Genomic DNA, 22336 nt, shown 5'->3' with positions numbered 1-22336 from the left:
AATTCCCTTTTGTTAATATGGGTATTGGCCGTAAATAATACTCCTGACCGTGAGAGAAAAAAGAAAGCACATTTCCTAAAAATTCCGCCTGACAGTCCAGGTTGACACAACTTTAATGATAATTATTTTCATTTAAATATAGCCTGTGCTATACCTTATAGCACAGGCTAATTTTGCTTTGAATTTAATCACCTCAGGAGACTTCTGCGATGCATCCACGGCAAGGATTGAAGCGTTTGTTGCTCGGCGCGCTGCTCATGACTGCGACCACGACCGGCGCGCTGGCGGCTGAAAAGTTCCAGGTCATCACCACTTTTACCGTTATTGCTGATATGGCGAAAAACGTGGCGGGGGATGCCGCAGAGGTCACCTCCATCACCAAACCGGGCGCGGAAATTCACGAATACCAGCCCACCCCGGGCGATATCAAACGCGCGCAGAAGGCACAGCTGATCCTGGCGAACGGCATGAATCTGGAGCTGTGGTTCCAGCGCTTTTATCAGCATCTGAACGGCGTGCCGGAGGTGATTGTCACCAAAGGCATCACCCCGATGGGCATCAGCGAAGGGCCCTATAACGGCAAGCCCAATCCGCACGCGTGGATGTCGCCGGACAACGCCCTGATTTACGTCGATAACATCTGCGACGCGCTGGTGAAGTACGATCCGGCCAACGCACAGACCTATCAGCGCAATGCGGAAGCCTACAAGCAGAAGATCACCGCCACTCTCGAACCGCTGCGCAAGCAGGTCGCGGAGATACCTGAAGACAAACGCTGGATGGTAACCAGCGAAGGGGCGTTCTCCTATCTGGCGCGGGATTTGGGCCTGAAGGAGCTTTACCTGTGGCCGATCAACGCCGATCAGCAGGGCACGCCGCAGCAGGTGCGCAAGGTTATCGATCTGGTGAAAAAACATCACATTCCGGCGGTGTTTAGCGAAAGCACGGTCTCGGATAAGCCCGCCCGTCAGGTGGCGCGTGAAACCGGCTCCCACTATGGCGGCGTGCTGTACGTCGACTCTCTGAGCGCTGAAAACGGCCCGGTGCCGACCTATATCGATCTGCTGAACGTCACCACCCGCACGCTGGTGCAGGGCATCCGTGACGGCATGAAGGAGTAACCATGCACGAGGGGATTGTTGTAACCGACGTGACCGTGACCTACCGCAACGGCCACACGGCGCTGCGCGACGCATCGTTCAGCGTGCCGGGCGGATCGATTGCCGCCCTGGTTGGCGTGAACGGTTCCGGCAAGTCCACGCTGTTTAAGGCGGTGATGGGGTTTGTGCGGGCGGCGAGCGGCACTATCTCTATTCTGGGGCTGCCGCCTCACCGGGCGCTGCGTCAGAACCTGGTCGCCTACGTGCCGCAGTCGGAAGAGGTCGACTGGTCGTTTCCGGTGCTCGTCGAGGACGTGGTGATGATGGGCCGCTACGGGCATATGGGGTTTCTGCGTCGTCCCAAAGAATGCGATAAGCAGATCGTCACCGACGCCCTGAAGCGTGTAGATATGCTCGAGCTGCGCCATCGGCAGATTGGCGAGCTGTCCGGCGGGCAGAAGAAGCGCGTGTTTCTGGCCCGTGCGATTGCCCAGCAGGGCGAGGTGATCCTGCTCGACGAGCCGTTTACCGGCGTGGACGTCAAAACCGAAGCCAGGATCATCAGCCTGCTGCGGGAGCTGCGCGACGAGGGTAAAACGATGCTGGTCTCGACCCATAACCTGGGCTCGGTCACGGAATTCTGCGATTACACGGTGATGGTCAAAGGCACCGTGCTGGCGAGCGGCCCGACGGAAACCACCTTTACCGCCGAGAATCTCGAGCGCGCCTTTAGCGGCGTGCTGCGCCACGTGGTGCTCAGCGGCTCGGAAGATCGCATTATTACCGACGACGAACGCCCCTTCGTCACGCACCGTCAGGAGGCCAAATGAACGTGCTTCTCGAACCCTTCGGCTACGAGTACATGCTCAACGCGATGTGGGTCTCGGCGATGGTGGGCGGGCTGTGCGCGTTTCTCTCCTGCTATCTGATGCTCAAAGGCTGGTCGCTGATCGGCGATGCGCTGTCGCACTCCATCGTGCCGGGCGTAGCGGGGGCCTACATGCTCGGGCTGCCGTTCTCGCTGGGGGCGTTTTTATCGGGCGGGCTGGCGGCGGGCAGCATGCTGTTTCTCAACCAGCGCAGCCGCCTGAAGGAGGACGCCATTATCGGGCTGATCTTCTCCTCGTTTTTCGGGCTGGGGCTGTTTATGGTCTCGCTCAACCCGACCTCGGTGAACATTCAGACCATCGTCCTCGGCAATATTCTGGCTATCGCCCCGGAAGATATCGTCCAGCTGGCGATTATCGGCGTGGTGTCGATAGTTATCCTGCTGTTCAAATGGAAAGATCTGATGGTGACCTTTTTTGATGAGAACCACGCCCGCGCCATCGGCCTGCGTCCTGAACGCCTGAAAATTCTCTTCTTCACGCTGCTGGCGGTCTCTACCGTGGCGGCGCTGCAAACCGTCGGCGCATTTCTGGTGATCTGTCTGGTGGTCACGCCCGGCGCGACCGCGTGGCTGCTGACCGACCGCTTCCCGCGCCTGCTGATGATTGCCGTCGCCATTGGCAGCATCACCAGCTTCCTCGGCGCGTGGGCCAGCTATTACCTGGACGGCGCCACCGGCGGCATTATCGTCGTGGCCCAGACACTGCTGTTCCTGATGGCGTTCGTCTTTGCGCCGAAGCACGGACTGCTTGCCAGCCGACGTCGGGCGCGGGAGGCACACCCATGTTGACGCTGCTTCTCGAACCGTTCCAGTTTGCGTTTATGAACAACGCGCTGCTGATTTCACTCATGGTGGCCGTGCCCTGCGCGCTGCTGTCGGTTTTTCTGGTGCTGAAAGGCTGGGCGCTGATGGGCGACGCCATGAGCCACGCGGTGTTTCCCGGCGTCGTGCTGGCCTGGATGATGGGCCTGCCGCTGGCGTTGGGCGCGTTCGTAGCCGGTCTTTTCTGCGCGGTCGCCACCGGATATCTGAAGGATAACAGCCGCATCAAACAGGATACGGTCATGGGGATCGTCTTTTCCGGCATGTTCGGCGCCGGGCTGATCCTCTATATCGCCGTCAAACCCGAGGTGCATCTCGACCACATTCTGTTCGGCGATATGCTGGGTATCAACGGGATGGACATTCTGCAAAGCGGTCTCGTCGCGGGGCTGATTGCGCTGGTGATTGGCCTGAAGTGGCGCGATTTTCTGCTGTTCTGCTTTGACTATCAGCAGGCGCAGGCGAGTGGCTTGCGCACCCGCTGGCTGCACTACGGCTTACTGTGCATGGTTTCGCTGACCATCGTTGCGACGCTGAAAGCGGTGGGGATCATTCTGTCGATTTCCCTGCTGATTGCACCCGGCGCCGTGGCGGTGCTGATTACCCGACGCTTTCACATGGCGCTGCTGGTGGCGGTCGCCGTTTCAGCGCTGGTGTCGGTAAGCGGCGTTTATGCCTCGTTTTATCTCGACAGCGCGCCTGCGCCGACCATTGTGGTCCTGTTCGCGATGGTGTTTATCGTGACGTTTGTGGTGACCAGCGTGAAGGCTCGTCGCCAGGAGCGTGTGACAGCAGGGTGATGACTTGTTCGCCGTGCTGCTGCCAGTGCAGGCGGAAGGCGGTGCCTTCTTCAAAGCCTGCCAGTTGACGGGTCAACGCCAGCGTGAGCGTCTTGTCGTCGAGCTTGGTAACGCGGGCGCAGTCAAAACCCATCCAGGCCTGTACCTGCGGAAAGAGGGCCTTAAACAGGCTCTCTTTGGCGCTGAAGACCAGCGTCAGGGCGAGGGCGAACGGGTATCCCTGGCGGGAAAGCACAGGTTCTTCCTGCGTATCAATAATGCCGTCTTTGATTTCCCTGGCTTCGTTTTCGAAGAGGATCGTTTCACAATCGATGCCGATAAGCGCCGGGTATTGCGTGACGACGGCTATCGCCTGCGTGCCGCTGTGGGTGATGCTGCCGGAAATACCTTGCGGCCAGAGCGGTTCCCCGCTGGGGCCGATGGCGGGCATGGTGTGGTCAGGTAAGGCGTGCGCGGCGGCGATGCGGCCTGCCAGGTGGTCGGCCTTGCGTTTGCGTCCGGCGTCAGCGAGCTGGGCGTGGTGGGGGAGCCAGAGGAGATCGGCGTCGGTAAAGGTGGCGGGGTCGAAAGTGATGCGGTGGAGGGTGTGGCCAGCGAGAGAAAATGTGCTGTGGGTGGTGTGCATGGTTTTTCCCCTCACCCTGACCCTCTCCCCGGAGGGGAGAGGGAAGGATTGACTTCAGTGCCTTAAAAACGCGTATTCACGCTCATATACCAGGTACGGCCCGGTTCATTATACGTATACGCGCCCGCACCGTACATATACGCGCCGGTGGTGGTATTACCCGTGGTCTGGGCGTTACCCGCACGCCACTGGCGCTTGTCGAAGACGTTGTCCACGCCGCCGGTCAGGCTGACGTTTTTGGTCACGTCCCAGGTCGCGCTCAGGCCAACGATGCTGTACGGGCTGACTTCGTCTTTCTCAGACCCGGTCACCGGCTGACCTTTGTAGTTGTACTTCTTCGGCTGCTGCTTGCCATACCAGGTGAAGGTCGACTGCAATGAGACATCCTGACGTACCTGCCAGCTCAGGGTAGAGTTCAGCGTATACTCCGGGATGATCGACAGACGATCGCCGGTCTCCTTGTTCTTGCTTTGCAGCATGTAGGTGATGTTGTTGGTCCAGTTGATGGTATCGCTGACCGGCACGTTCAGGGAGCCTTCCAGACCTTCTACTACCGCCTTCGGCACGTTTTCCCACTGGTAGATATCGGTGGTGACTTTGCCGGTGGACGTCTGGCCAATCGGCGCGTAGCCCGCTTCAATCTTGTTGCGGTAGTCGTTGCGGAACCAGGTCACGCCCGCCAGCCAGCCGTCGCGTTTCCACTCCAGGCCAATCTCTTTGTTGATGCTGGTTTCCGCTTTCAGATCGTCGTTACCCATCATGTAGCAGCCCACGCCGTCGGAACTGGCGTAGCAGCCCTGGCCTTTACTGTACAGCAGGTAGTTCGGGTTGGTCTGGTACAGGCTTGGCGCTTTATAGGCGCGCGCGATGCCCATCTTCAGGGTGAAGTCATCCCCCAGACCCTGCGACAGGTTCAGGGACGGGCTCCAGTTATTACCCACAATGGTGTGGTGGTCGAAGCGCAGGGCAGGGGTCAGCATGGTGCTGTCGGTCAACTCCATGTTGTTTTCGGCAAACAGGGAAAAGATCTCCGCTGAAGTGTACGGGCTACGGTCTTCGCTCATGCCCGGAATGGTGCCGCCCTGCTGGGTTTGCGTGAAGGAGGTCGAGTCCTTCATGCGCTGCTGGTTCCACTCGGTGCCGAGCGTCAGGTTTTGATTCACAATGAAATCAATCGGCAGGTTGATTTCGCTGTGCAGCATCACGTCGGCCAGGTCGGTATCGGTGAATTTATTGCTGTTGAACAGGCCTTCCAGACCGCCCGCCAGGCCTTCGCCCAGACGTGAGTTGCGGGTGTGCTCGTACTGCGCCCAGTTGCTGGTGGTAATGCCGTTATCCCAGCCGCCGTTCCAGGTCACGGCGAAGTTCTGACGATAGATACGGTTAGTCTCTTTACCGTAGTTCTTCTTCACCAGCCCGCTGGAGCTGTTGTCGTTGTTGGTATTCTGGGTATCGCCCGCGTAAAGGTTGTTCTGGCGGCTGTATCCCGCCTCAAACTCCAGGGACTGCATAGGCGCAAAGTCCCAGCGCACCACGCCGTTGATGTCTTTATTCTCGACCCCTTCACGGCCTGCCGGCAGCGTGTCGGCATATGTGCCGGTACGGTCAGACTGATGGCCCTGGTTAATGTCCCAGGCGTCGGCCTGAGTTTTATCCAGGTTACCGTACATGCGGAAGCTGAAATCCCCGCCCAGCGGGCCGCTCAGGCTGAAGTTAGTGCGTTTGGTGGAACCTTCGTCTTTATGCTCTGGCGCATTCAGGTAGGTGTTCCAGGAGCCGTGCCACTGGTCGTCAAATTTTTTGGTGATGATGTTCACCACGCCGCCCGCCGCGCCGTTACCGTAGCGGGCAGCAGCCGGGCCACGGATCACTTCGATGCGCTCGATCATCTCCGGCGGGACCCAGCCGGTATCGCCGCGGGTATCACGCTCGCCGCGCCAGCCCAGACGGATGGAGTTGCGGCTGGTGACCGGCTTGCCGTCGATCAGGATCAGGGTGTTTTCCGGGCCCATGCCGCGAATGTCAATCTGACGGTTATTCCCGCGCTGGCCGCTGGTGGAGTTGCCGGTCAGGTTAACGCCCGGCATGGTGCGGATGATTTCCGCCACGTCCCGCGCGGGCGGGTTTTTGCGGATCTCGTCGGCGGTGATGGTCGACACGCCCGGCGCCTGCAAATTCTGCTCGGCGGCGGTGATCACCATGGTGTCTTCATGCTGCGCGGAGGCGGTGTTGTCGTCTGCCATGACGGGCAGCGCGACACCATAAATCCCTAAATTGACCAGCAAGGCCAGAGAGTGAATCTTCTTATTCATTGTACGTCCCGCTTTTATGGTTATTTAATGAGCGCGCTTCCCACAGCGCGGGCATTACGCTATTGCAAATGCAAATAGTTATCAATAATATTATCAATAAAATTTGCTCTGAAACAAAAAAGACTGTTAAACATGGGGTTATAAGGGTGACGGCGTTAACAACCGGAAGTGAAGCGTGGTGGCAGGCGAAAGACGGGCCGGAACGGGAACGTCATCAGGAAAACTATCGCGTGACATTCTGGTGGCGGGACCCGGCGGGAACGCAGAAAACGTCGACGGTTAAACGCGTCTGGCTCTACGTCACCGGTGTGACCGATCACCATCAAAATGCCCGTCCGCAGTCCCTTGAACGTATCCCGGATACCGACGTCTGGCAGTGGCAGGGCGAGTTCAGCCCCGAATGGCGCGGCAGCTACTGTTTTATCCCCTCCGACAATGAAAACGATTTTGCCAGCGCAGTGTTTGAAGGCGATCAGCCGGACCGCATGGCGCTGCGCGAAGGCTGGCGCAAACTGTTGCCGCACGCGGTGTCCGACCCGCTGAACGCCCAGAGCTGGCGCGGCGGGCGCGGGCACGCAGTCTCGGCGCTGGAGATGCCGGAGGCGCCCGTACAGCCCGGCTGGAACCATCCCGATACCCCTTACAAAAAGCCTGTCTGCATTGAGTGGCACAGCGCGCGTCTGAAGAACCGTCGCCGCGTGTGGATTTTTACCACCGGGGATGAAAGCCCCGAGCGCCCGCTGGCGGTGCTGCTCGACGGGCAGTTCTGGGCCGAAAGCATGCCCGTCTGGCCTGCGCTGGCGTCGCTCACCCTTGAAGGCAAACTGCCGCCTGCGGTCTATGTCTTAATCGACGTGATTGACACCGCACACCGCAGCCGCGAGCTGCCGTGTAACCCTGATTTCTGGCTGGCGGTGCAGGACGAACTTCTCCCGCAGGTGAAAAGCATGGCCCCGTTCAGCGACCGCGCCGACCATACCGTGGTGGCGGGTCAGAGCTTCGGCGGGCTCTCTTCCCTCTATGCGGGCCTCAACTGGCCGCAGCGTTTTGGCTGCATCCTCAGCCAGTCCGGATCCTACTGGTGGCCGCACCGCGGCGCGCAGCAGGACGGGCTGCTCATCGAACAACTCAAAGCGGGTGACAAAACCGCTCGCGGGCTGCGCATCGTCCTTGAGGCCGGGCGCAACGAGCCGCTTATTTTGCGCGCAAACCAGGCGATCCTCGCCGAACTACACACTCAGCAACCGGTTTTCTGGCGTCAGGTTGACGGCGGACACGATGCGCTTTGCTGGCGCGGTGGGCTGACGCAGGGGCTGATGACCCTCTGGCAGCCGCTTATTCAATAACGGAGTCTGTATGGAATTCAGCAATCCTTTCGATAATCCGCAGGGACAGTTCGCCATTTTGCAAAATGACCAGGGGCAGTACAGCCTGTGGCCGCAGCAGTGCGAGTTGCCCGCGGGCTGGCGCGTGGTCTGCGAACCGCAATCTCAGGAGGCGTGCCAGCAGTGGCTGGCGGAACAGTGGCAGACGCTTGAGCCGTCATGTTTTGCGGGGGAGCGCGCATGAACCGTCTCCCTCTTGTCGCCGCCCAGCCCGGGATCTGGATGGCAGAGCAGCTTTCCTCCCTGCCAAATGCCTGGAGCGTCGCGCACTACACCGAGCTGAAAGGCGCTATCGATGCGCCATTGCTGGCAAAAGCCATCGCTGAAGGCATGATGCAGGCCGACACCCTGCGGATGCGTTTTGCCGAAGATAACGGTGAGGTGTGGCAGTGGATCGATGAGGCCATGCTCCTGCCGGAGCCGTCCATCGTGCGCGTTGACTCCCACGACGCCGCCGTGGCGCTGATGGAGGCCGATCTCAACCAGAACCTGCGCGTCGACAGCGGTCAGCCGCTGGCGTTTCACCAGCTGATCCAGGTGGGAGAAAGCCACTGGTACTGGTATCAGCGGTATCATCATCTGGTGGTAGATGGCTTCAGCTTCCCGGCTATTACCCGTCAGATCGCCGCCATTTACGCTGCGTGGCAGAAAGGTGAATCCACGCCGGCCTCGCCGTTCACCCCGTTCGCCGAGGTGGTGGAGGAGTATCAGCGCTATCGCGACAGCGAGGCGTATCAGCGCGACGGTGCTTTCTGGGCCGCACAACGCAAACAGCTTCCTTCTCCGGTCTCGCTCTCTTCCGCGCCGCTGCCGGGACGCGCCGCCACCACCGATATCCTGCGCCTGAAAATTGCGATGGACGGCCGTGCGTTCAGCCAGCTTGCACAGAAGGCAGGCCAGGCGCAGCGTACCGATCTGGCCCTTGCGCTGGTGGCGCTGTGGCTGGGCCGCCTGACCGGACGGCTGGACTACGCCGCCGGGTTTATCTTTATGCGCCGTATGGGCTCCGCCGCGCTGACCGCGACCGGACCGGTGCTCAACGTCCTGCCGCTGGCGGTGAATATTCGCCCGCAGGAGAGCCTGCCGGAACTGGCGCTGCGCCTGGCGAACCAGCTGAAAAAGATGCGCCGCCATCAGCGTTACGACGCCGAGCAGATCGTGCGCGACAGCGGACGTGCCGCAGGCGACGAAGCCCTTTTTGGTCCGGTGCTGAACGTCAAGGTGTTCGATTATCAGCTGAATATCGACGGCGTGGAGGCCATTACCCACACGCTGGCAACCGGCCCGGTGAACGATCTGGAGCTGGCGCTGTTCCCGGACGAGCAGGGCGGACTGAGCATTGAGATCCTCGCCAACGGGCAGCGTTACGACGAGGCGACGCTGAAGGGGCACGCGGCGCGCCTGAACGCAATGCTGACGCAGTTTGCCGCCAATCCGGACCTGCGCTGTGGCGACGTGGAAACCGTATCAGAGCAGGAATACGCCCGGCTGGCGCGCATCAACGATACCGGGCTGGCGCTGCCGTCCACCACGCTGGCGGATCTTGTGGCGGAGCAGGCGAGCAAAACGCCGGACGCCCCCGCGCTGGCGGATGCCCATACTGAACTGAACTACCGCCAGATGCGCGAGCAGGTGGTCGCGCTGGCAAACCTGCTGCGCGCGCGCGGCGTGAAGCCGGGCGACAGCGTGGCGGTGGCGCTCCCGCGCTCGGTGTTCCTGACCCTGGCGCTGCACGGGATTGTTGAAGCAGGCGCCGCCTGGCTGCCGCTGGATACCGGTTACCCGGATGACCGTCTGCGGATGATGCTGGAGGACGCGAAGCCGTCGCTGCTCATTACTACCGGCGAGCAGCTTCCGCGCTTTAACGATCTGCCGATCGCCACCTTTAGTTACAACACACTATTACCGGCCACCGATGCTGAACCTCTGCGCCTGGCGAAGCCGGAGCAGACCGCGTACATCATATTTACCTCCGGTTCGACGGGGCGTCCAAAAGGGGTGATGGTCGGCCATACCGCCATCGTTAACCGCCTGAAGTGGATGCAGGATCATTATCCACTGGCGGCGCATGACGTGGTGGCGCAGAAAACGCCGTGCAGCTTTGACGTGTCGGTGTGGGAGTTCTGGTGGCCGTTTATCGCCGGGGCGAAGCTGGTGATGGCCGAGCCGGACGCGCACCGCGATCCGCAGGCGATGCAGGGCTTCTTCGCAGAATATGGCGTAACCACCACCCACTTCGTGCCGTCGATGCTGGCGGCCTTTGTCGCCTCTCTGACCCCGGAAAACGCTGTGTGCTGCAAAACCCTTAAGCAGGTGTTCTGTAGCGGCGAAGCGCTGCCGACTGCGCTGTGTCGCGAGTGGGAACAGCTCACCCATGCGCCGCTGCACAACCTCTATGGCCCAACCGAAGCGGCGGTGGATGTGAGCTGGTATCCGGCGTTTGGCCCCGAGCTGGCGGCGGTGGAAGGCAACAGCGTGCCGATCGGCTTCCCGGTGTGGAATACGGGGCTGCGCATTCTGGACGCGATGATGCGCCCGGTGCCGTTCGGCGTGGCGGGGGATCTGTATCTCACCGGCATTCAGCTGGCGCAGGGGTATCTGGGACGCCCCGACCTTACCGCCAGCCGCTTTATCGCCGATCCGTTTGCCCCCGGCGAGCGAATGTACCGCACCGGGGACGTTGCCCGCTGGCTGGACAACGGCGCGGTGGAATATCTGGGCCGCAGCGACGATCAGCTGAAAATCCGCGGCCAGCGCATCGAGCTGGGCGAAATCGACCGGGCGATGCTCGCGCTGCCGGATGTGGCCCAGGCGGTGGCGCACGCCTGCGTGTTCAACCAGGCGGCTGCCACGGGCGGCGATGCCCGCCAGCTGGTGGGATACGTTGTCTCTGAATCCGGCTTACCGCTGGATCGCGACGCGCTGCTTGCCTCACTCAAAGCCCAGCTGCCGCCGCATATGGTGCCGGTGGTGCTGCTGCAAATCAGCGCGCTGCCGTTAAGCGCCAACGGCAAACTGGATCGCAAGGCGCTGCCGCTGCCGGAGCTGACCAGCAAAACTTCCGGTCGCGCGCCCGAGACGCAAACCGAAGTCACCGTGGCGCAGGCGTTTTCTGCCCTGCTGGGCTGCGCGGTGAACGATATCGAGGCCGATTTCTTTGCCCTCGGCGGCCACTCGCTGCTGGCGATGCGCCTTGCGGCTCAGCTCAGCCGTGCGTTCAGCCGCAAGGTCACGCCGGGGCAGATTATGGTCGCCTCGACGGTGAGCAAGCTTAGCGCCCTGCTGGACTCGCAGATGAGCGACGAGCAGGCGCAGCGTCTGGGGTATGAAACCGTTCTCCCGCTGCGTGAAAGCAACGGCCCCACGCTGTTCTGCTTCCATCCGGCGTCCGGCTTTGCCTGGCAGTTTAGCGTCCTGGCGCGCTACCTCAGCCCGCGCTGGTCAATCATCGGCATTCAGTCTCCCCGACCTGAGGGGCCAATGCAGCAGTGTGCGGATCTCGATGCGGTGATCGAGCATCATCTGAAGACGTTGCGTAAGCAGCAGCCGCAGGGGCCCTATTATCTGTTCGGCTATTCCCTCGGCGGCACGCTGGCGCAGGGCATTGCGGCGCGTCTGCGCGAGCAGGGTGAAAACGTAGCGTTCCTCGGCCTGCTGGATACCTGGCCACCGGAAACCCAGAACTGGGCGGAGAAAGAGGCCAACGGCCTCGATCCGGAGGTGCTGGCGGAAATTGAGCGCGAACGTCAGGCGTTTATTGCCGCCCAGCAGGGGCAGGGCTCCAGCGAGTTGTTTAACGCCATTGAAGGCAACTATGCGGACGCGGTGCGGCTGCTCACCACGGCACACAGCGCGCGGTTTGACGGTAAAGCGACGCTGTTTGTCGCCGAGCGAACGCGAACCCTGGATCCGCAGGCCGCGTGGGCGCCGTGGGTGGGTGAGCTGGAGGTGTACAGCCAGGACTGCGCCCACGTGGATATTATTTCACCGCAGGCGTTTGAAAAGATTGGGCCGGTACTGAAGGAAATTTTTGGATAGTGCAAATGCCCGGTGGCGCTGCGCTTACCGGGCCTACGGGAGCTGAATGTAGGCCGGGTAAGGCGTAGCCGCCACCCGGCAATTACCGCCGACCCAACGGCACCACCAACGGCGTACCCGCCACCGGATCGTCAATAATCATGCAGCGCATGCCGTAGATCCGCGCGATCAGATCCGGCGTCACAATCTCCTTCGGCGCGCCCTGCGCCACAATCTCGCCGTCGCGCAGCGCAATCAAATGCGTAGCGTAGCGGCACGCCTGGTTTAAGTCGTGCAGCACTGCCGCCAGAGTGTACCCCTGCGTACGGTTCAGTTCGCTCAGCAGCTCCAGCAGGTCAATCTGATGGCTGATATCCAGCCAGGTCGTCGGCTCGTCCAGCAGCATGATGGAGGTCTCCTGCGCCAGCACCATCGCGATCCACGCGCGCTGGCGCTGTCCGCCGGAGAGGGTATCGACGCTTTGCTGGGCCAGATCGGTGATGCCCGTCGCCTGCATCGCGCGCTTCACGGCCTCGTCGTCCTCCTTGCGCCAGCGGGTAAACAGCGGCTGGTGCGGATAGCGCCCGCGGGAGACCAGCTCCTGCACGGTAATATCCCCCGGCGTGGTGGCGTTTTGCGCCAGCAGCCCAATTCGGCGCGCCACCTCTTTGCTGGCGAAGCGCTGGATCTGCTCCCCGTCGAGGAACACGCTGCCCTCAACCGGCGACATCAGGCGGCTCAGCGTGCGCAGCAATGTCGATTTGCCGCAGCCGTTTGGCCCGATGATGGCGGTGAAGTGGCCGTCCGGAATGGCAACGGATAAGTCCCGGGCAATGATTTTTTTACCGTAGCCGAGGGTCAAGTTTTCGCCGCGCAAGCGGGGTGTTGAATCTGTCATTTCTTGCGTGACTCCTGAACGAGCAAGACGATGAGGTAAATCCCGCCGAGGCTGACGGTCACCACGCCCACCGGCAGTTGATAAGGCGTAAACAGCTGCTGAGCGCAGAGATCGGCGGCCAGCAGTAATACTGCGCCGCACAGCGCTGCCTGGGTTAATCCCCAGCGCGCGGTGCCGCTAAGTCGCCGCGCGATATGCGGCGCGACAAGGGCAATAAACGAGATCGGCCCGGCGATGGCGGTAGACGCTGCGGTCAGCAAGACCGCCACCAGCATCAGCATCAGGCGCGAGCGCTCTACGCTCACGCCCAGCGCGCAGGCGCTGTCGTCGCCCATCTCCAGCAGGCGCATGCGCCTGACCAGCAGCAACGCGCCAATAAACATCAGGATAATCAGCGGCGCGGCGGGCCAGGTTTTTCCCCACGTCAGACCGTTGAGGGAACCGGCGTACCACAGCCCGGCGGAGAGTGCGGTTTCCAGCGACGCCTGTAGCAGAAGCCAGGTGTTAAACGCCATCAGCATCGCGCGGATGCCGATCCCGATGATGATCAGGCGGAAGGTGTCGATGCCGTTGCGCCAGGCCAGGGCCCAGATAAGCAGGGAGGTGAGAATGCCGCCCGCCATCGCCGTAAAGGTAATGGCCATGAGATGCTGCCCGAACAGCACCATCGCCACCAGCACGCCGCTCCACGCGCCGGTATTCAGGCCCATCACGTCCGGGCTGCCGAGGGGGTTACGCATCAGCGACTGGAATATTGCGCCGCTGACGCCGAGCGCCGCGCCAACCAGGATCGCCATCGCCACGCGCGGCAGTCGCCATTCGGTGACCACCATGGTGATGTTACGCGGCGCGCTGCCGGTGAGAGCATGAAAGACCTGCGCGAAATCAAGCGTTACGGCACCGCTTTGCAGGCTCCAGACCGCCAGCAGCAGACTGGCGACGACCAGCAGGGCGACGCTGGTGAGTAATCGACGGGACGGGGCCATCATGCGCCACCCCCGCGTCTGCGTCGTACCAGGAAGATCAGCACCGGCGCGCCGATAAAGGCGCTGACCACCGAGACGCGCAATTCACCCGGCACCAGCAGGCGGCCCAGTACGTCGGCAAACAGCAGCAGGGCAGGGGTCGCCAGCAGCGTGACCGGCAGTGACCAGCGGTGATCCGCCCCCACCAGCCAGCGCGCCATGTGCGGCATCATCAGGCCGATAAAGGCAATCGGCCCGACGACGGCGGTCGCGCTGCCGCACAGCACGGTGATGACAAGCAGGCCCGTCAGCTGCGTGCGCGCCACGCGGTTGCCGAGGGCGGTCGCGGTGTCGCTGCCGAGGCTCAGGCTGTTGAGCGCCCGGCTTAAACACAGCGCTACGGCGGCAGAGATAAACACCGGGAATGCCACCACTTTCAGGGTATCAAGGGTACGGATATCCAGCGAACCGGCCTGCCAGAAGCGCAGCTGGTCATACACGTCCGGGTTGAGCAGGGCGATGCCGTTCGATAAGCCTTCCAGCACCGCCGCGAGCGCCACGCCCGCCAGTGTCAGACGTACCGGGCTGAGCTGTCCGCCGCCCTGGCTGCCGGTAAAGGCCACCACCAGCGAGGCGGCCAGCGCGCCGCAGAAGGCCATCACCAGCTGTTCAGACGGAGAGGTGAAACCAAACAGCGCCGCGCCGAGCACAATGGCGAAACTGGCACCAGAGTTCACGCCGAGAATGCCAGGGTCCGCCAGCGGGTTGCGGGTGAGGGTTTGCATCAGGGCACCGGCAAGCCCGAGTGCGCCACCGGCCAGCAGGCCGGCAAGGGTGCGGGGCAGGCGGGCGTCGAGCACGATAATGCAGTCGGCGCTCTGGCAGGTACCGGAGAGCGCATCGACAATAACGGACGCGGGCAGCGGCTTCGCGCCAACCAGCAAACTGAGTGCAATCGCAAGGATCAACAGCAGCAATAAAACGGGCACGGCTACGGCGCGCACCGCGGAAGAGGAAAACGACATAGCAACGTCCATGATGTGATAATGATAGTAATTATCGTTATCTATCTTATTTGGCTATGTTAGCATGTGCGCCCATGGAAATGGTAGACCGATACCTCAAGGCCTTGTCATGAATCAAAAATCCTGGCTGCTCAACCTCAGCCTGCTGAAAACGCACCCGGCGTTTCGAGCGGTTTTTATCGCCCGCTTTATCTCCATTTTATCCCTCGGCCTGCTCGGGGTCGCCGTGCCGGTACAGATCCAGACCATGACCCACTCCAGCTGGCTGGTGGGGTTATCCGTCACCTTAACCGGCGGGGCGATGTTTATCGGCCTGATGGTGGGCGGCGTGCTGGCGGACCGCTACGAGCGTAAAAAACTGATCCTGCTGGCGCGCGGCACCTGCGGGGTGGGCTTTGTCGGGCTGTGTCTGAACGCAATGCTGCCGGAGCCGTCGCTGATGGCGATTTATGCCCTGGGCCTGTGGGACGGCTTTTTTGCCTCGTTAGGCGTGACGGCGCTGCTGGCGGCCACGCCCGCGCTGGTCGGGCGCGAGAACCTGATGCAGGCGGGGGCGATCACCATGCTCACCGTGCGTCTGGGATCGGTGATTTCGCCGATGGTCGGCGGCCTGCTGCTGGCGACCGGCAACGTGGCGTGGAACTACGGCCTTGCCGCGGCGGGAACCTTTATCACCACCCTGACGCTGCTGCGTCTGCCGCTCCTGCCACCGCCGCCGCAGCCGCGCGAGCATCCGCTGAAGTCCCTGATGGCCGCGATTCGCTTTCTGTTCAGCAACCCGCTGATTGGCGGCATTGCGCTGCTCGGCGGCCTGCTGACGATGGCGAGCGCCGTGCGCGTGTTGTACCCGGCGCTGGCGGGCGAGTGGCAGATGAGCGCCTCAGAGATTGGGGTGCTGTACGCCGCCATTCCGCTCGGCGCCGCGTGCGGGGCGCTGACCAGCGGAAATCTGGCGCAGAGCGCGAGACCGGGGTTAATCATGCTGGTGGCGACGCTGGCCTCGTTTATCGCGATTGGTTTCTTCAGCCTGATGCCGGTGTGGGCGCTGGGGGTGATGTGTCTGGTGATTTTTGGCTGGCTGAGCGCGGTCAGCTCTCTTTTACAGTACACCCTGATCCAGACCCAGACGCCGGAAGGGATGCTCGGGCGCATTAACGGCCTGTGGACGGCGCAGAACGTCACGGGCGATGCGATTGGCGCAGCGATCCTCGGCGGGCTGGGGGCGATAATGACCCCGGTGGCGTCGGCGAGCAGCAGCGGGTTTGTGTTAGCCGTGGTTGGCGTAATTTTATTGGCGGTTTTGGTGGAGTTGCGTCGGTTCAGGCAGAACCTGTAGGTCGGGTAAGGCGTAGCCGCCACCCGACAAAACGCCCGGTGGCGCTGCGCTTACCGGGCCTACGGGAAACGTGCCACTTATTTAAAAATTGAATTCAAACGCTGCAACACCAACAACGCGCTGTAATAATCCAGGCGGAACGTCTCCGTTCCCAGCGCCCAGACGCGCTTGTTCTTGACCGACGGCAGATGCGCCAGCAGCGGATTGGCGTAAATCGCGTCCACGTCTTTCTGGTCGCCGGCAAACACGAACAGCCCTTCGCCGTTCAGCCCCGTCGCCAGGTTTTCCCCGCCCAGCTGAATAATGTCGTGACGCTTGCCCTGGCTTTGCGAGGTGTGCAATCCATCAGGTAACGCCGCCAGCGTGAAGCCCAGCTGGTGCAGCAGCTTGCCCTGAGCCGAGTCTGTCGTCCACAGGTTCGCCGTGTGCGCCGCGGCGGTGTAGACGATGGCGTTCACCGGCTGCGGCGGCAGCTTCATCTGCTGCTTCACCTGGGCGAGCTGTTTATCGAAGGCAGCGATGCGCTCTGCGGCCTGTGTTTCCTGCCCGGTGATCGTCCCCAGCTGGGTCAGCAGTTCCTGCCAGCTTTTGTCGTCGTAGTTAATGATAAGCGTCGGGGCGATGGCGGAAAGCTGATCGTAGAGCGCCAGCGCGGAATCCCCGCCGGTGGCGCTGATCAAAATCAGGTCCGGCATCTGGGCCGCGACCGCTTCGGCGCTCGGCTCGCCGATGTACAGCCGGGCAACCTTACGCTGTTTCGCGATATCGCCCCACTGACGTAAAAAGCCCTGTGCATCCGCCACGCGGTTGTTTGGCGTGGTGGCTCCGCTGGCAATAACCGGGGCGTCAATGGCCAGCAGGGAGCCGGTTAGGGTCACGCTGGTGGAAACAATGCGCGTCGGTTTGCGCTCAAGCGTATGAACGCCGCGGCTGTCTGTGACCTGACGCGGCCAGTCGGCGGCCGTCGCTGAGGTTAGTCCTAAAACAAAAAGTCCTGTTAAAAGAAAGGCATTACGGCAAACGGCAGGGAGTTTCACAGAGCGGCATCCTGTTTTTGTTGAAGTTAATGCTTCTCATTTTCATGATTGCGGGGAAGGGATGCAAGCGTTAGTCGCACAAGTTGTTTGCTCTGCGGTTGACACCAGGGCGATGTGGGATTAGGTTAGCCGACGAAAATATAAATGATAATCATTATTACTGCTTTTATCATTTTAGGAGGATGATATGGATACGTCATTGGCTGAGGACCTTCAGCACACCGCGACCACGCTGCAATCAGACAGCTTTTTCTTTATGTCGCCCTATCGCAGTTTTACCACGTCAGGCTGTTTTGCCCGTTTTTCTGAACCCGCCGTCGGCGGTGACGATCCGGCGGGCCCCTTTCAGCAGAAATTAGCTCAGGCTTTCCAGAATGCGAAAAACAGCGGCATTGCCCATCCGGTGATGGTAGGGGCGATCCCCTTCGATACCCGCAAACCGTCATCGCTGTTTATTCCGCAACGTTGGCAAACCTTCTCCCGCCCGGCGCGTCAGCAGTCCGCACGCTACGCCTCCGGCGCGCAGACGCTGAACGTGCAACAACGCACCGAGATCCCGCCGCAGCCGGTTTTCGAGGAGATGGTCGCTCGCGCCGCGTCGCTCACCGCCACGCCGCAGGTGAATAAGGTGGTGCTGTCGCGCCTGATTGATATCGCCACCGACAAACAGATTGATAGCAGCGCGCTGATGGAGCGTCTTATCGCCCAGAACCCGGCGAGCTTTAACTTCCACGTACCGCTGGAAGACGGCGGCGTGCTGCTGGGCGCCAGCCCGGAACTGCTGCTGCGTAAAGAGGGCGCGCACTTTAGCTCGCTGCCGCTGGCGGGCTCTGCGCGCCGTCAGCCGGACGATGTGCTGGATCGCGAAGCGGGCACTAAGCTGCTGGCCTCCGAAAAAGACCGTCACGAGCACGACCTGGTAACGCAGGCGATGAAAACCATTCTGGAACCGCGCAGCCATCATCTGACCATGCCGGCTTCCCCGCAGCTCATCACCACCCCGACGCTGTGGCATCTGGCGACGCCGGTAGAAGGTGACGCGCGTGAAAACGAGAACGCCCTGACGCTGGCCTGCCTGCTGCACCCGACGCCAGCGCTGAGCGGCTTCCCGCATCAGGCGGCAAAAGAGCTGATTGCCGAGCTGGAGCCGTTCGATCGTGAGCTGTTCGGCGGCATCGTCGGCTGGTGCGACAGCGAAGGTAACGGCGAGTGGGTGGTAACTATCCGCTGCGCGCGGCTGCATCAAAATACCGTTCGCCTGTTTGCCGGCGCGGGCATTGTGCCTGCTTCCTCCCCGGTGGGCGAGTGGCGCGAGACGGGCGTGAAGCTCTCCACCATGCTCAACGTGTTTGGTTTGCACTAAGGAATACTCATGACCATCCCTTTTACCCGCTGGCCTGAGGATTTTGCCCGCCGCTACCGTGAAAAAGGCTACTGGCAGGATCTGCCGCTGACTCACATCCTGACGGACCATGCGGACAACGATGCGGTCGCGATAATTGACGGCGATCGCCGCATCACCTACCGCGCGTTTAATCAGGCGGTGACGAATCTGGCGTCTGTCCTTCAGGCGCAGGGGCTGCATCGCGGCGAGACAGCGCTGGTGCAGCTCGGCAACGTGGCCGAGTTCTACATCACCTTCTTCGCGCTGCTGCAAATCGGCGTCGCACCGGTCAACGCGCTCTTTAGCCATCAGCGCAGCGAACTCAACGCCTACGCGGAGCAGATCAAACCCGCCGTGCTGATTGCCGATCGCGACCACACGCTGTTCGCGGGTGATGATTTTCTCAATACCTTTGTGGATGCGCATCGCTCGGTACGCGTTGTGCTGCTACGCGGCGATAAGGGCGAACACGCGCTGGAGGCGGCGATTGCACGCCCGGCGGACAATTTCATCCCGAACCCGACGCCCGCCGACGAAGTGGCGTTCTTCCAGCTCTCCGGCGGCAGCACCGGCACGCCGAAGCTGATCCCGCGTACGCACAACGACTACGACTACAGCATCCGTCGCAGCAACGAAATCTGCGGTATCACTGCGCACACCCGCTATCTGAACGCGCTTCCCGCGGCGCATAACTACGCCATGAGCTCGCCGGGATCGTTAGGCGTTTTCACGGCGGGCGGCTGCGTGGTGCTGGCTAACGATCCGAGCGCCACGCTCTGCTTCCCGCTGATTGAGCAGCATCAGATAAACGTCACCTCACTGGTGCCGCCCGCGGTCAGCCTGTGGTTGCAGGCGATTGCCGACGGCGCGGGGAACGCCCAGCTGAAATCCCTCGAACTGCTCCAGGTAGGCGGCGCACGTCTCTCCGCCACGCTTGCGGCACGTATTCCGGCGGAAATTGGCTGCCAGCTTCAGCAGGTGTTTGGCATGGCGGAAGGGCTGGTGAACTACACCGCCCTCGACGATGCGCCGGAGCGCATCATCAATACCCAGGGCCGCCCGATGTGCCCGGACGATGAAGTGTGGGTGGCGGACGAGGACGGCAACCCGCTGCCGCGCGGGGAAGTCGGGCGTCTGATGACGCGCGGCCCTTACACCTTCCGCGGCTATTTCAATAGCCCGGAACACAACGCCAGCGCCTTTGATGCCAACGGTTTCTACTGCTCGGGCGATCTGATCGCCATCGATGAGCAGGGTTACATCACCGTGCAGGGGCGCGAGAAAGATCAGATCAACCGCGGTGGCGAGAAGATCGCCGCCGAAGAGATCGAAAACCTGCTGCTGCGCCACGACGCGGTGATCCACGCCGCGCTGGTGAGCATGGAAGACAGCCTGCTGGGCGAAAAAAGCTGCGCGTACCTGGTGGTGAAACAGCCCCTGCGCGCGGTGGAGGTGCGCCGCTTCCTGCGCGAGCAGGGCGTCGCCGAATTTAAGCTGCCGGACCGCGTGGAGAGCGTGGATGCGCTTCCGCTCACGCCGGTCGGCAAAGTTGATAAGAAACAGTTGCGCCTGTGGCTTGCTGAACGCGCCCGGGGCTGAGGAACAGATAATGGCCATTCCAAAATTAACCGCATACGCGCTGCCAACCGCCGCCGAACTGCCGACCAGTAAAGTGAACTGGGCGTTTGAACCGGAGCGCGCCGCGCTGCTGATCCACGATATGCAGGAGTACTTCCTGAACTTCTGGGGCGAAAATAGCGACATGATGCAGCAGGTAGTGGCGAACATCGCTAAACTGCGCGCGTACTGCAAAGAGCACAATATTCCGGTGTACTACACCGCGCAGCCGAAAGATCAGAGCGATGAAGACCGCGCCCTGCTGAACGATATGTGGGGGCCGGGCCTGACTCGCTCGCCGGAGCAGCAGCGCATCGTCGCTGAGCTGACCCCGGACGAAGCGGACACCGTGCTGGTGAAGTGGCGCTACAGCGCGTTTCACCGCTCGCCGCTGGAGCAGATGCTTAAAGAGACCGGGCGCAACCAGCTTTTGATCACCGGCGTGTACGCCCACATCGGCTGCATGACCACCGCCACCGACGCCTTTATGCGCGACATCAAACCGTTCTTTATCGCCGACGCGCTGGCGGATTTCACCCGCGACGAGCACCTGATGTCGCTGAAATACGTGGCAGGACGTTCGGGCCGCGTGGTGATGACCGACGAACTGCTGCCGTCCGTTCCGACAACGAAAGCCGCGCTGCGTGAGCTGATCCTGCCGCTGCTGGACGAGTCCGACGAGCCGATGGATGACGAAAACCTGATCGACTACGGTCTGGATTCAGTGAGGATGATGGCGCTGGCCGCCCGCTGGCGCAAAGTGCACGGCGACATTGATTTCGTGATGCTGGCAAAAAATCCGACCCTCGATGCCTGGTGGGCGCTGCTCTCCCGCGAGGTGAAGTGATGGCTTTTGATTTCACCGGTAAAACGGTCTGGGTGACGGGCGCGGGTAAGGGCATTGGTTATGCGACCGCGCTGGCATTTGTGGAGGCCGGGGCGCAGGTGACCGGGTTCGATCTGGCTTTCCCTCACGGCGAATATCCGTTTGCCACCGAAACGCTGGACGTGGCGGATGCGGCGCAGGCGAGTGACGTCTGCGGGCGTTTGCTCAGCAGCCTTGAGCGGCTCGATGTGCTGGTTAACGCGGCGGGCATTCTGCGTATGGGCGCGACGGATCAGCTCTCGCAGGAGGACTGGCAGCAGACCTTTGCGGTCAACGTCGGCGGCGCGTTCAACCTGTTCCAGCAGACGATGGGCCAGTTCCGTCATCAGCAGGGGGGGGCGATTGTGACGGTGGCCTCTGACGCGGCGCACACGCCGCGCATCGGCATGAGCGCCTACGGCGCGTCGAAAGCGGCGCTGAAAAGCCTGGCGCTGACCGTCGGGCTGGAGCTGGCGGGCAGCGGCGTACGCTGTAACCTGGTGTCGCCGGGTTCAACGGATACCGACATGCAGCGCACCCTGTGGACCAGCGATGATGCGGAACAGCGGCGCATTCGCGGCTTTGGCGAGCAGTTCAAGCTCGGCATTCCGCTCGGTAAAATTGCCCGTCCACAGGAGATTGCTGCGACCGTGCTGTTCCTGGCATCCGATGCCGCCAGCCATATCACCTTGCAGGATATCGTGGTGGACGGCGGCTCCACGCTGGGGGCGTAATGAACTGGAAACGTCATTTAACGCTCGAGGAGCTGAACGCCACCAGCCTGAATACGATGGTGGGGCACCTTGGCATCGTCTATACCCGCCTCGGGGACGATACGCTGGAAGCAGAGATGCCGGTGGATGCCCGCACCCACCAGCCGTTTGGCCTGCTGCATGGCGGCGCCTCGGCGGCGCTGGCGGAAACGCTGGGCTCAATGGCCGGTTTTCTGATGACCCGTGACGGGCAGAACGTGGTGGGCACGGAACTGAATGCCACGCACCACCGCGCGGTCTCTCACGGTAAGGTACGCGGCGTGTGTCAGCCGCTGCATCTGGGCCGTTCCAGCCAGAGCTGGGAGATCGTGGTGTTCGACGAGCAGGGGCGGCGGTGCTGTACCTGTCGGTTGAGTACGATGGTGTTGGGGTAAGTCATTCAGCTGAAAGTGATCGGCTTAACACTGTGGTGTAAATCTCTGGTTTGACCACGCATTATTGCGTTTCAAAGTTGTTAAATTTTATCCGTTGTTCTAGAAACAAAAT

General features: G+C 61.6%; 19 protein-coding genes. 13 read left to right on the top strand and 6 right to left on the bottom strand.

All coding sequences use genetic code 11. The annotated features are described in order from the left end of the window. Positions 1 to 209: 209 nt before the first annotated feature. From ACJTMZ_RS07575 to ACJTMZ_RS07560, 4 genes are read left to right on the top strand one after another with little or no spacing between them, the layout of a single operon-like run. Complete coding sequence (locus tag ACJTMZ_RS07575; RefSeq protein ID WP_408626890.1) at positions 210 to 1121, top strand: metal ABC transporter substrate-binding protein; 912 nt, start codon at positions 210 to 212, stop codon at positions 1119 to 1121. A gap of 2 nt (positions 1122 to 1123) precedes the next feature. Beyond that, on the top strand, positions 1124 to 1930 hold the full coding sequence (gene sitB / locus ACJTMZ_RS07570) for an iron/manganese ABC transporter ATP-binding protein SitB (RefSeq protein WP_017382524.1): 807 nt from the start codon (positions 1124 to 1126) through the stop codon (positions 1928 to 1930). After that, entirely contained in the window at positions 1927 to 2778 is an 852-nt protein-coding gene (gene sitC, locus ACJTMZ_RS07565) for an iron/manganese ABC transporter permease subunit SitC (protein ID WP_023296090.1), read from the top strand. The genes sitB and sitC overlap by 4 nt, the downstream gene beginning before the upstream one ends. Further along, positions 2772 to 3611 (top strand): metal ABC transporter permease, encoded by an 840-nt coding sequence (locus tag ACJTMZ_RS07560; protein ID WP_023303259.1) that lies wholly within the window; start codon positions 2772 to 2774, stop codon positions 3609 to 3611. Before sitC ends, ACJTMZ_RS07560 begins: the two co-directional genes overlap by 7 nt. Here ACJTMZ_RS07560 and entD read toward each other — a convergent pair. Then, positions 3547 to 4236, bottom strand: coding sequence for an enterobactin synthase subunit EntD (gene entD, locus ACJTMZ_RS07555; protein WP_039271382.1), 690 nt, complete (start codon positions 4234 to 4236; stop codon positions 3547 to 3549). The genes ACJTMZ_RS07560 and entD overlap by 65 nt on opposite strands. 62 nt (positions 4237 to 4298) lie before the next feature. Continuing rightward, entirely contained in the window at positions 4299 to 6548 is a 2250-nt protein-coding gene (locus ACJTMZ_RS07550; protein WP_032620108.1) for a TonB-dependent siderophore receptor, read from the bottom strand. 146 nt (positions 6549 to 6694) lie between these two features. On the opposite strand from ACJTMZ_RS07550, the gene fes reads away from it, so the two are divergent. The 3 genes from fes to entF are packed head-to-tail and all read left to right on the top strand — an operon-like array spanning position 6695 to position 11971. Beyond that, positions 6695 to 7894, top strand: coding sequence for an enterochelin esterase (fes, locus tag ACJTMZ_RS07545; protein WP_017694342.1), 1200 nt, complete (start codon positions 6695 to 6697; stop codon positions 7892 to 7894). Between the two features lie 10 nt (positions 7895 to 7904). After that, on the top strand, positions 7905 to 8117 hold the full coding sequence (locus ACJTMZ_RS07540) for an MbtH family NRPS accessory protein (RefSeq protein ID WP_015571182.1): 213 nt from the start codon (positions 7905 to 7907) through the stop codon (positions 8115 to 8117). Further along, positions 8114 to 11971, top strand: a complete 3858-nt coding sequence (entF, locus tag ACJTMZ_RS07535) for an enterobactin non-ribosomal peptide synthetase EntF (protein WP_252010902.1) — start codon at positions 8114 to 8116, stop codon at positions 11969 to 11971. Before ACJTMZ_RS07540 ends, entF begins: the two co-directional genes overlap by 4 nt. Positions 11972 to 12053: 82 nt before the next feature. Here entF and fepC read toward each other — a convergent pair whose 3' ends face one another. Genes fepC through fepD form a run of 3 tightly spaced genes read right to left on the bottom strand, consistent with a single transcriptional unit; the run spans position 12054 to position 14838 of the window. After that, a complete protein-coding gene (gene fepC / locus ACJTMZ_RS07530; protein ID WP_023296094.1) occupies positions 12054 to 12848 on the bottom strand; it encodes an iron-enterobactin ABC transporter ATP-binding protein in 795 nt (264 codons plus the stop codon). After that, a complete protein-coding gene (fepG, locus tag ACJTMZ_RS07525; RefSeq protein WP_072203935.1) occupies positions 12845 to 13834 on the bottom strand; it encodes an iron-enterobactin ABC transporter permease in 990 nt (329 codons plus the stop codon). The genes fepC and fepG overlap by 4 nt, the downstream gene beginning before the upstream one ends. Then, on the bottom strand, positions 13834 to 14838 hold the full coding sequence (gene fepD / locus ACJTMZ_RS07520) for a Fe(3+)-siderophore ABC transporter permease (protein WP_017382515.1): 1005 nt from the start codon (positions 14836 to 14838) through the stop codon (positions 13834 to 13836). The genes fepG and fepD overlap by 1 nt, the downstream gene beginning before the upstream one ends. A gap of 109 nt (positions 14839 to 14947) precedes the next feature. Here fepD and entS point away from each other — a divergent pair, with 109 nt between their 5' ends. Continuing rightward, complete coding sequence (gene entS / locus ACJTMZ_RS07515) at positions 14948 to 16174, top strand: enterobactin transporter EntS (RefSeq protein WP_017382514.1); 1227 nt, start codon at positions 14948 to 14950, stop codon at positions 16172 to 16174. A gap of 77 nt (positions 16175 to 16251) precedes the next feature. On the opposite strand, the gene fepB is transcribed toward entS, so the two are convergent. After that, the gene (gene fepB, locus ACJTMZ_RS07510; RefSeq protein ID WP_048973961.1) at positions 16252 to 17211 is read right to left on the bottom strand and encodes a Fe2+-enterobactin ABC transporter substrate-binding protein; all 960 of its coding nucleotides are present in this window, start codon (positions 17209 to 17211) and stop codon (positions 16252 to 16254) included. A 187-nt stretch (positions 17212 to 17398) separates the two neighbouring features. Here fepB and entC point away from each other — a divergent pair, with 187 nt between their 5' ends. From entC to entH, 5 genes are read left to right on the top strand one after another with little or no spacing between them, the layout of a single operon-like run. Then, positions 17399 to 18574, top strand: a complete 1176-nt coding sequence (entC, locus tag ACJTMZ_RS07505; protein ID WP_017382512.1) for an isochorismate synthase EntC — start codon at positions 17399 to 17401, stop codon at positions 18572 to 18574. A 9-nt stretch (positions 18575 to 18583) separates the two neighbouring features. Then, the gene (gene entE / locus ACJTMZ_RS07500; RefSeq protein WP_017382511.1) at positions 18584 to 20194 is read left to right on the top strand and encodes a (2,3-dihydroxybenzoyl)adenylate synthase EntE; all 1611 of its coding nucleotides are present in this window, start codon (positions 18584 to 18586) and stop codon (positions 20192 to 20194) included. Positions 20195 to 20204: 10 nt separating this feature from the next. After that, positions 20205 to 21059 carry an isochorismatase gene (locus tag ACJTMZ_RS07495; protein WP_015571175.1) on the top strand — a complete coding sequence of 285 codons (855 nt, stop codon included), beginning with the start codon at positions 20205 to 20207 and terminating at the stop codon, positions 21057 to 21059. Then, positions 21059 to 21811, top strand: coding sequence for a 2,3-dihydro-2,3-dihydroxybenzoate dehydrogenase EntA (entA, locus tag ACJTMZ_RS07490; protein ID WP_015571174.1), 753 nt, complete (start codon positions 21059 to 21061; stop codon positions 21809 to 21811). The genes ACJTMZ_RS07495 and entA overlap by 1 nt, the downstream gene beginning before the upstream one ends. Next, entirely contained in the window at positions 21811 to 22224 is a 414-nt protein-coding gene (entH, locus tag ACJTMZ_RS07485) for a proofreading thioesterase EntH (protein WP_252010901.1), read from the top strand. Before entA ends, entH begins: the two co-directional genes overlap by 1 nt. Positions 22225 to 22336 lie beyond the last annotated feature (112 nt).

Source organism: Enterobacter sp. DN (genome assembly GCF_046054285.1).
Taxonomy (GTDB): domain Bacteria; phylum Pseudomonadota; class Gammaproteobacteria; order Enterobacterales; family Enterobacteriaceae; genus Enterobacter; species Enterobacter hormaechei_C.
This window is presented reverse-complemented; position numbering and strand designations above follow the sequence as displayed.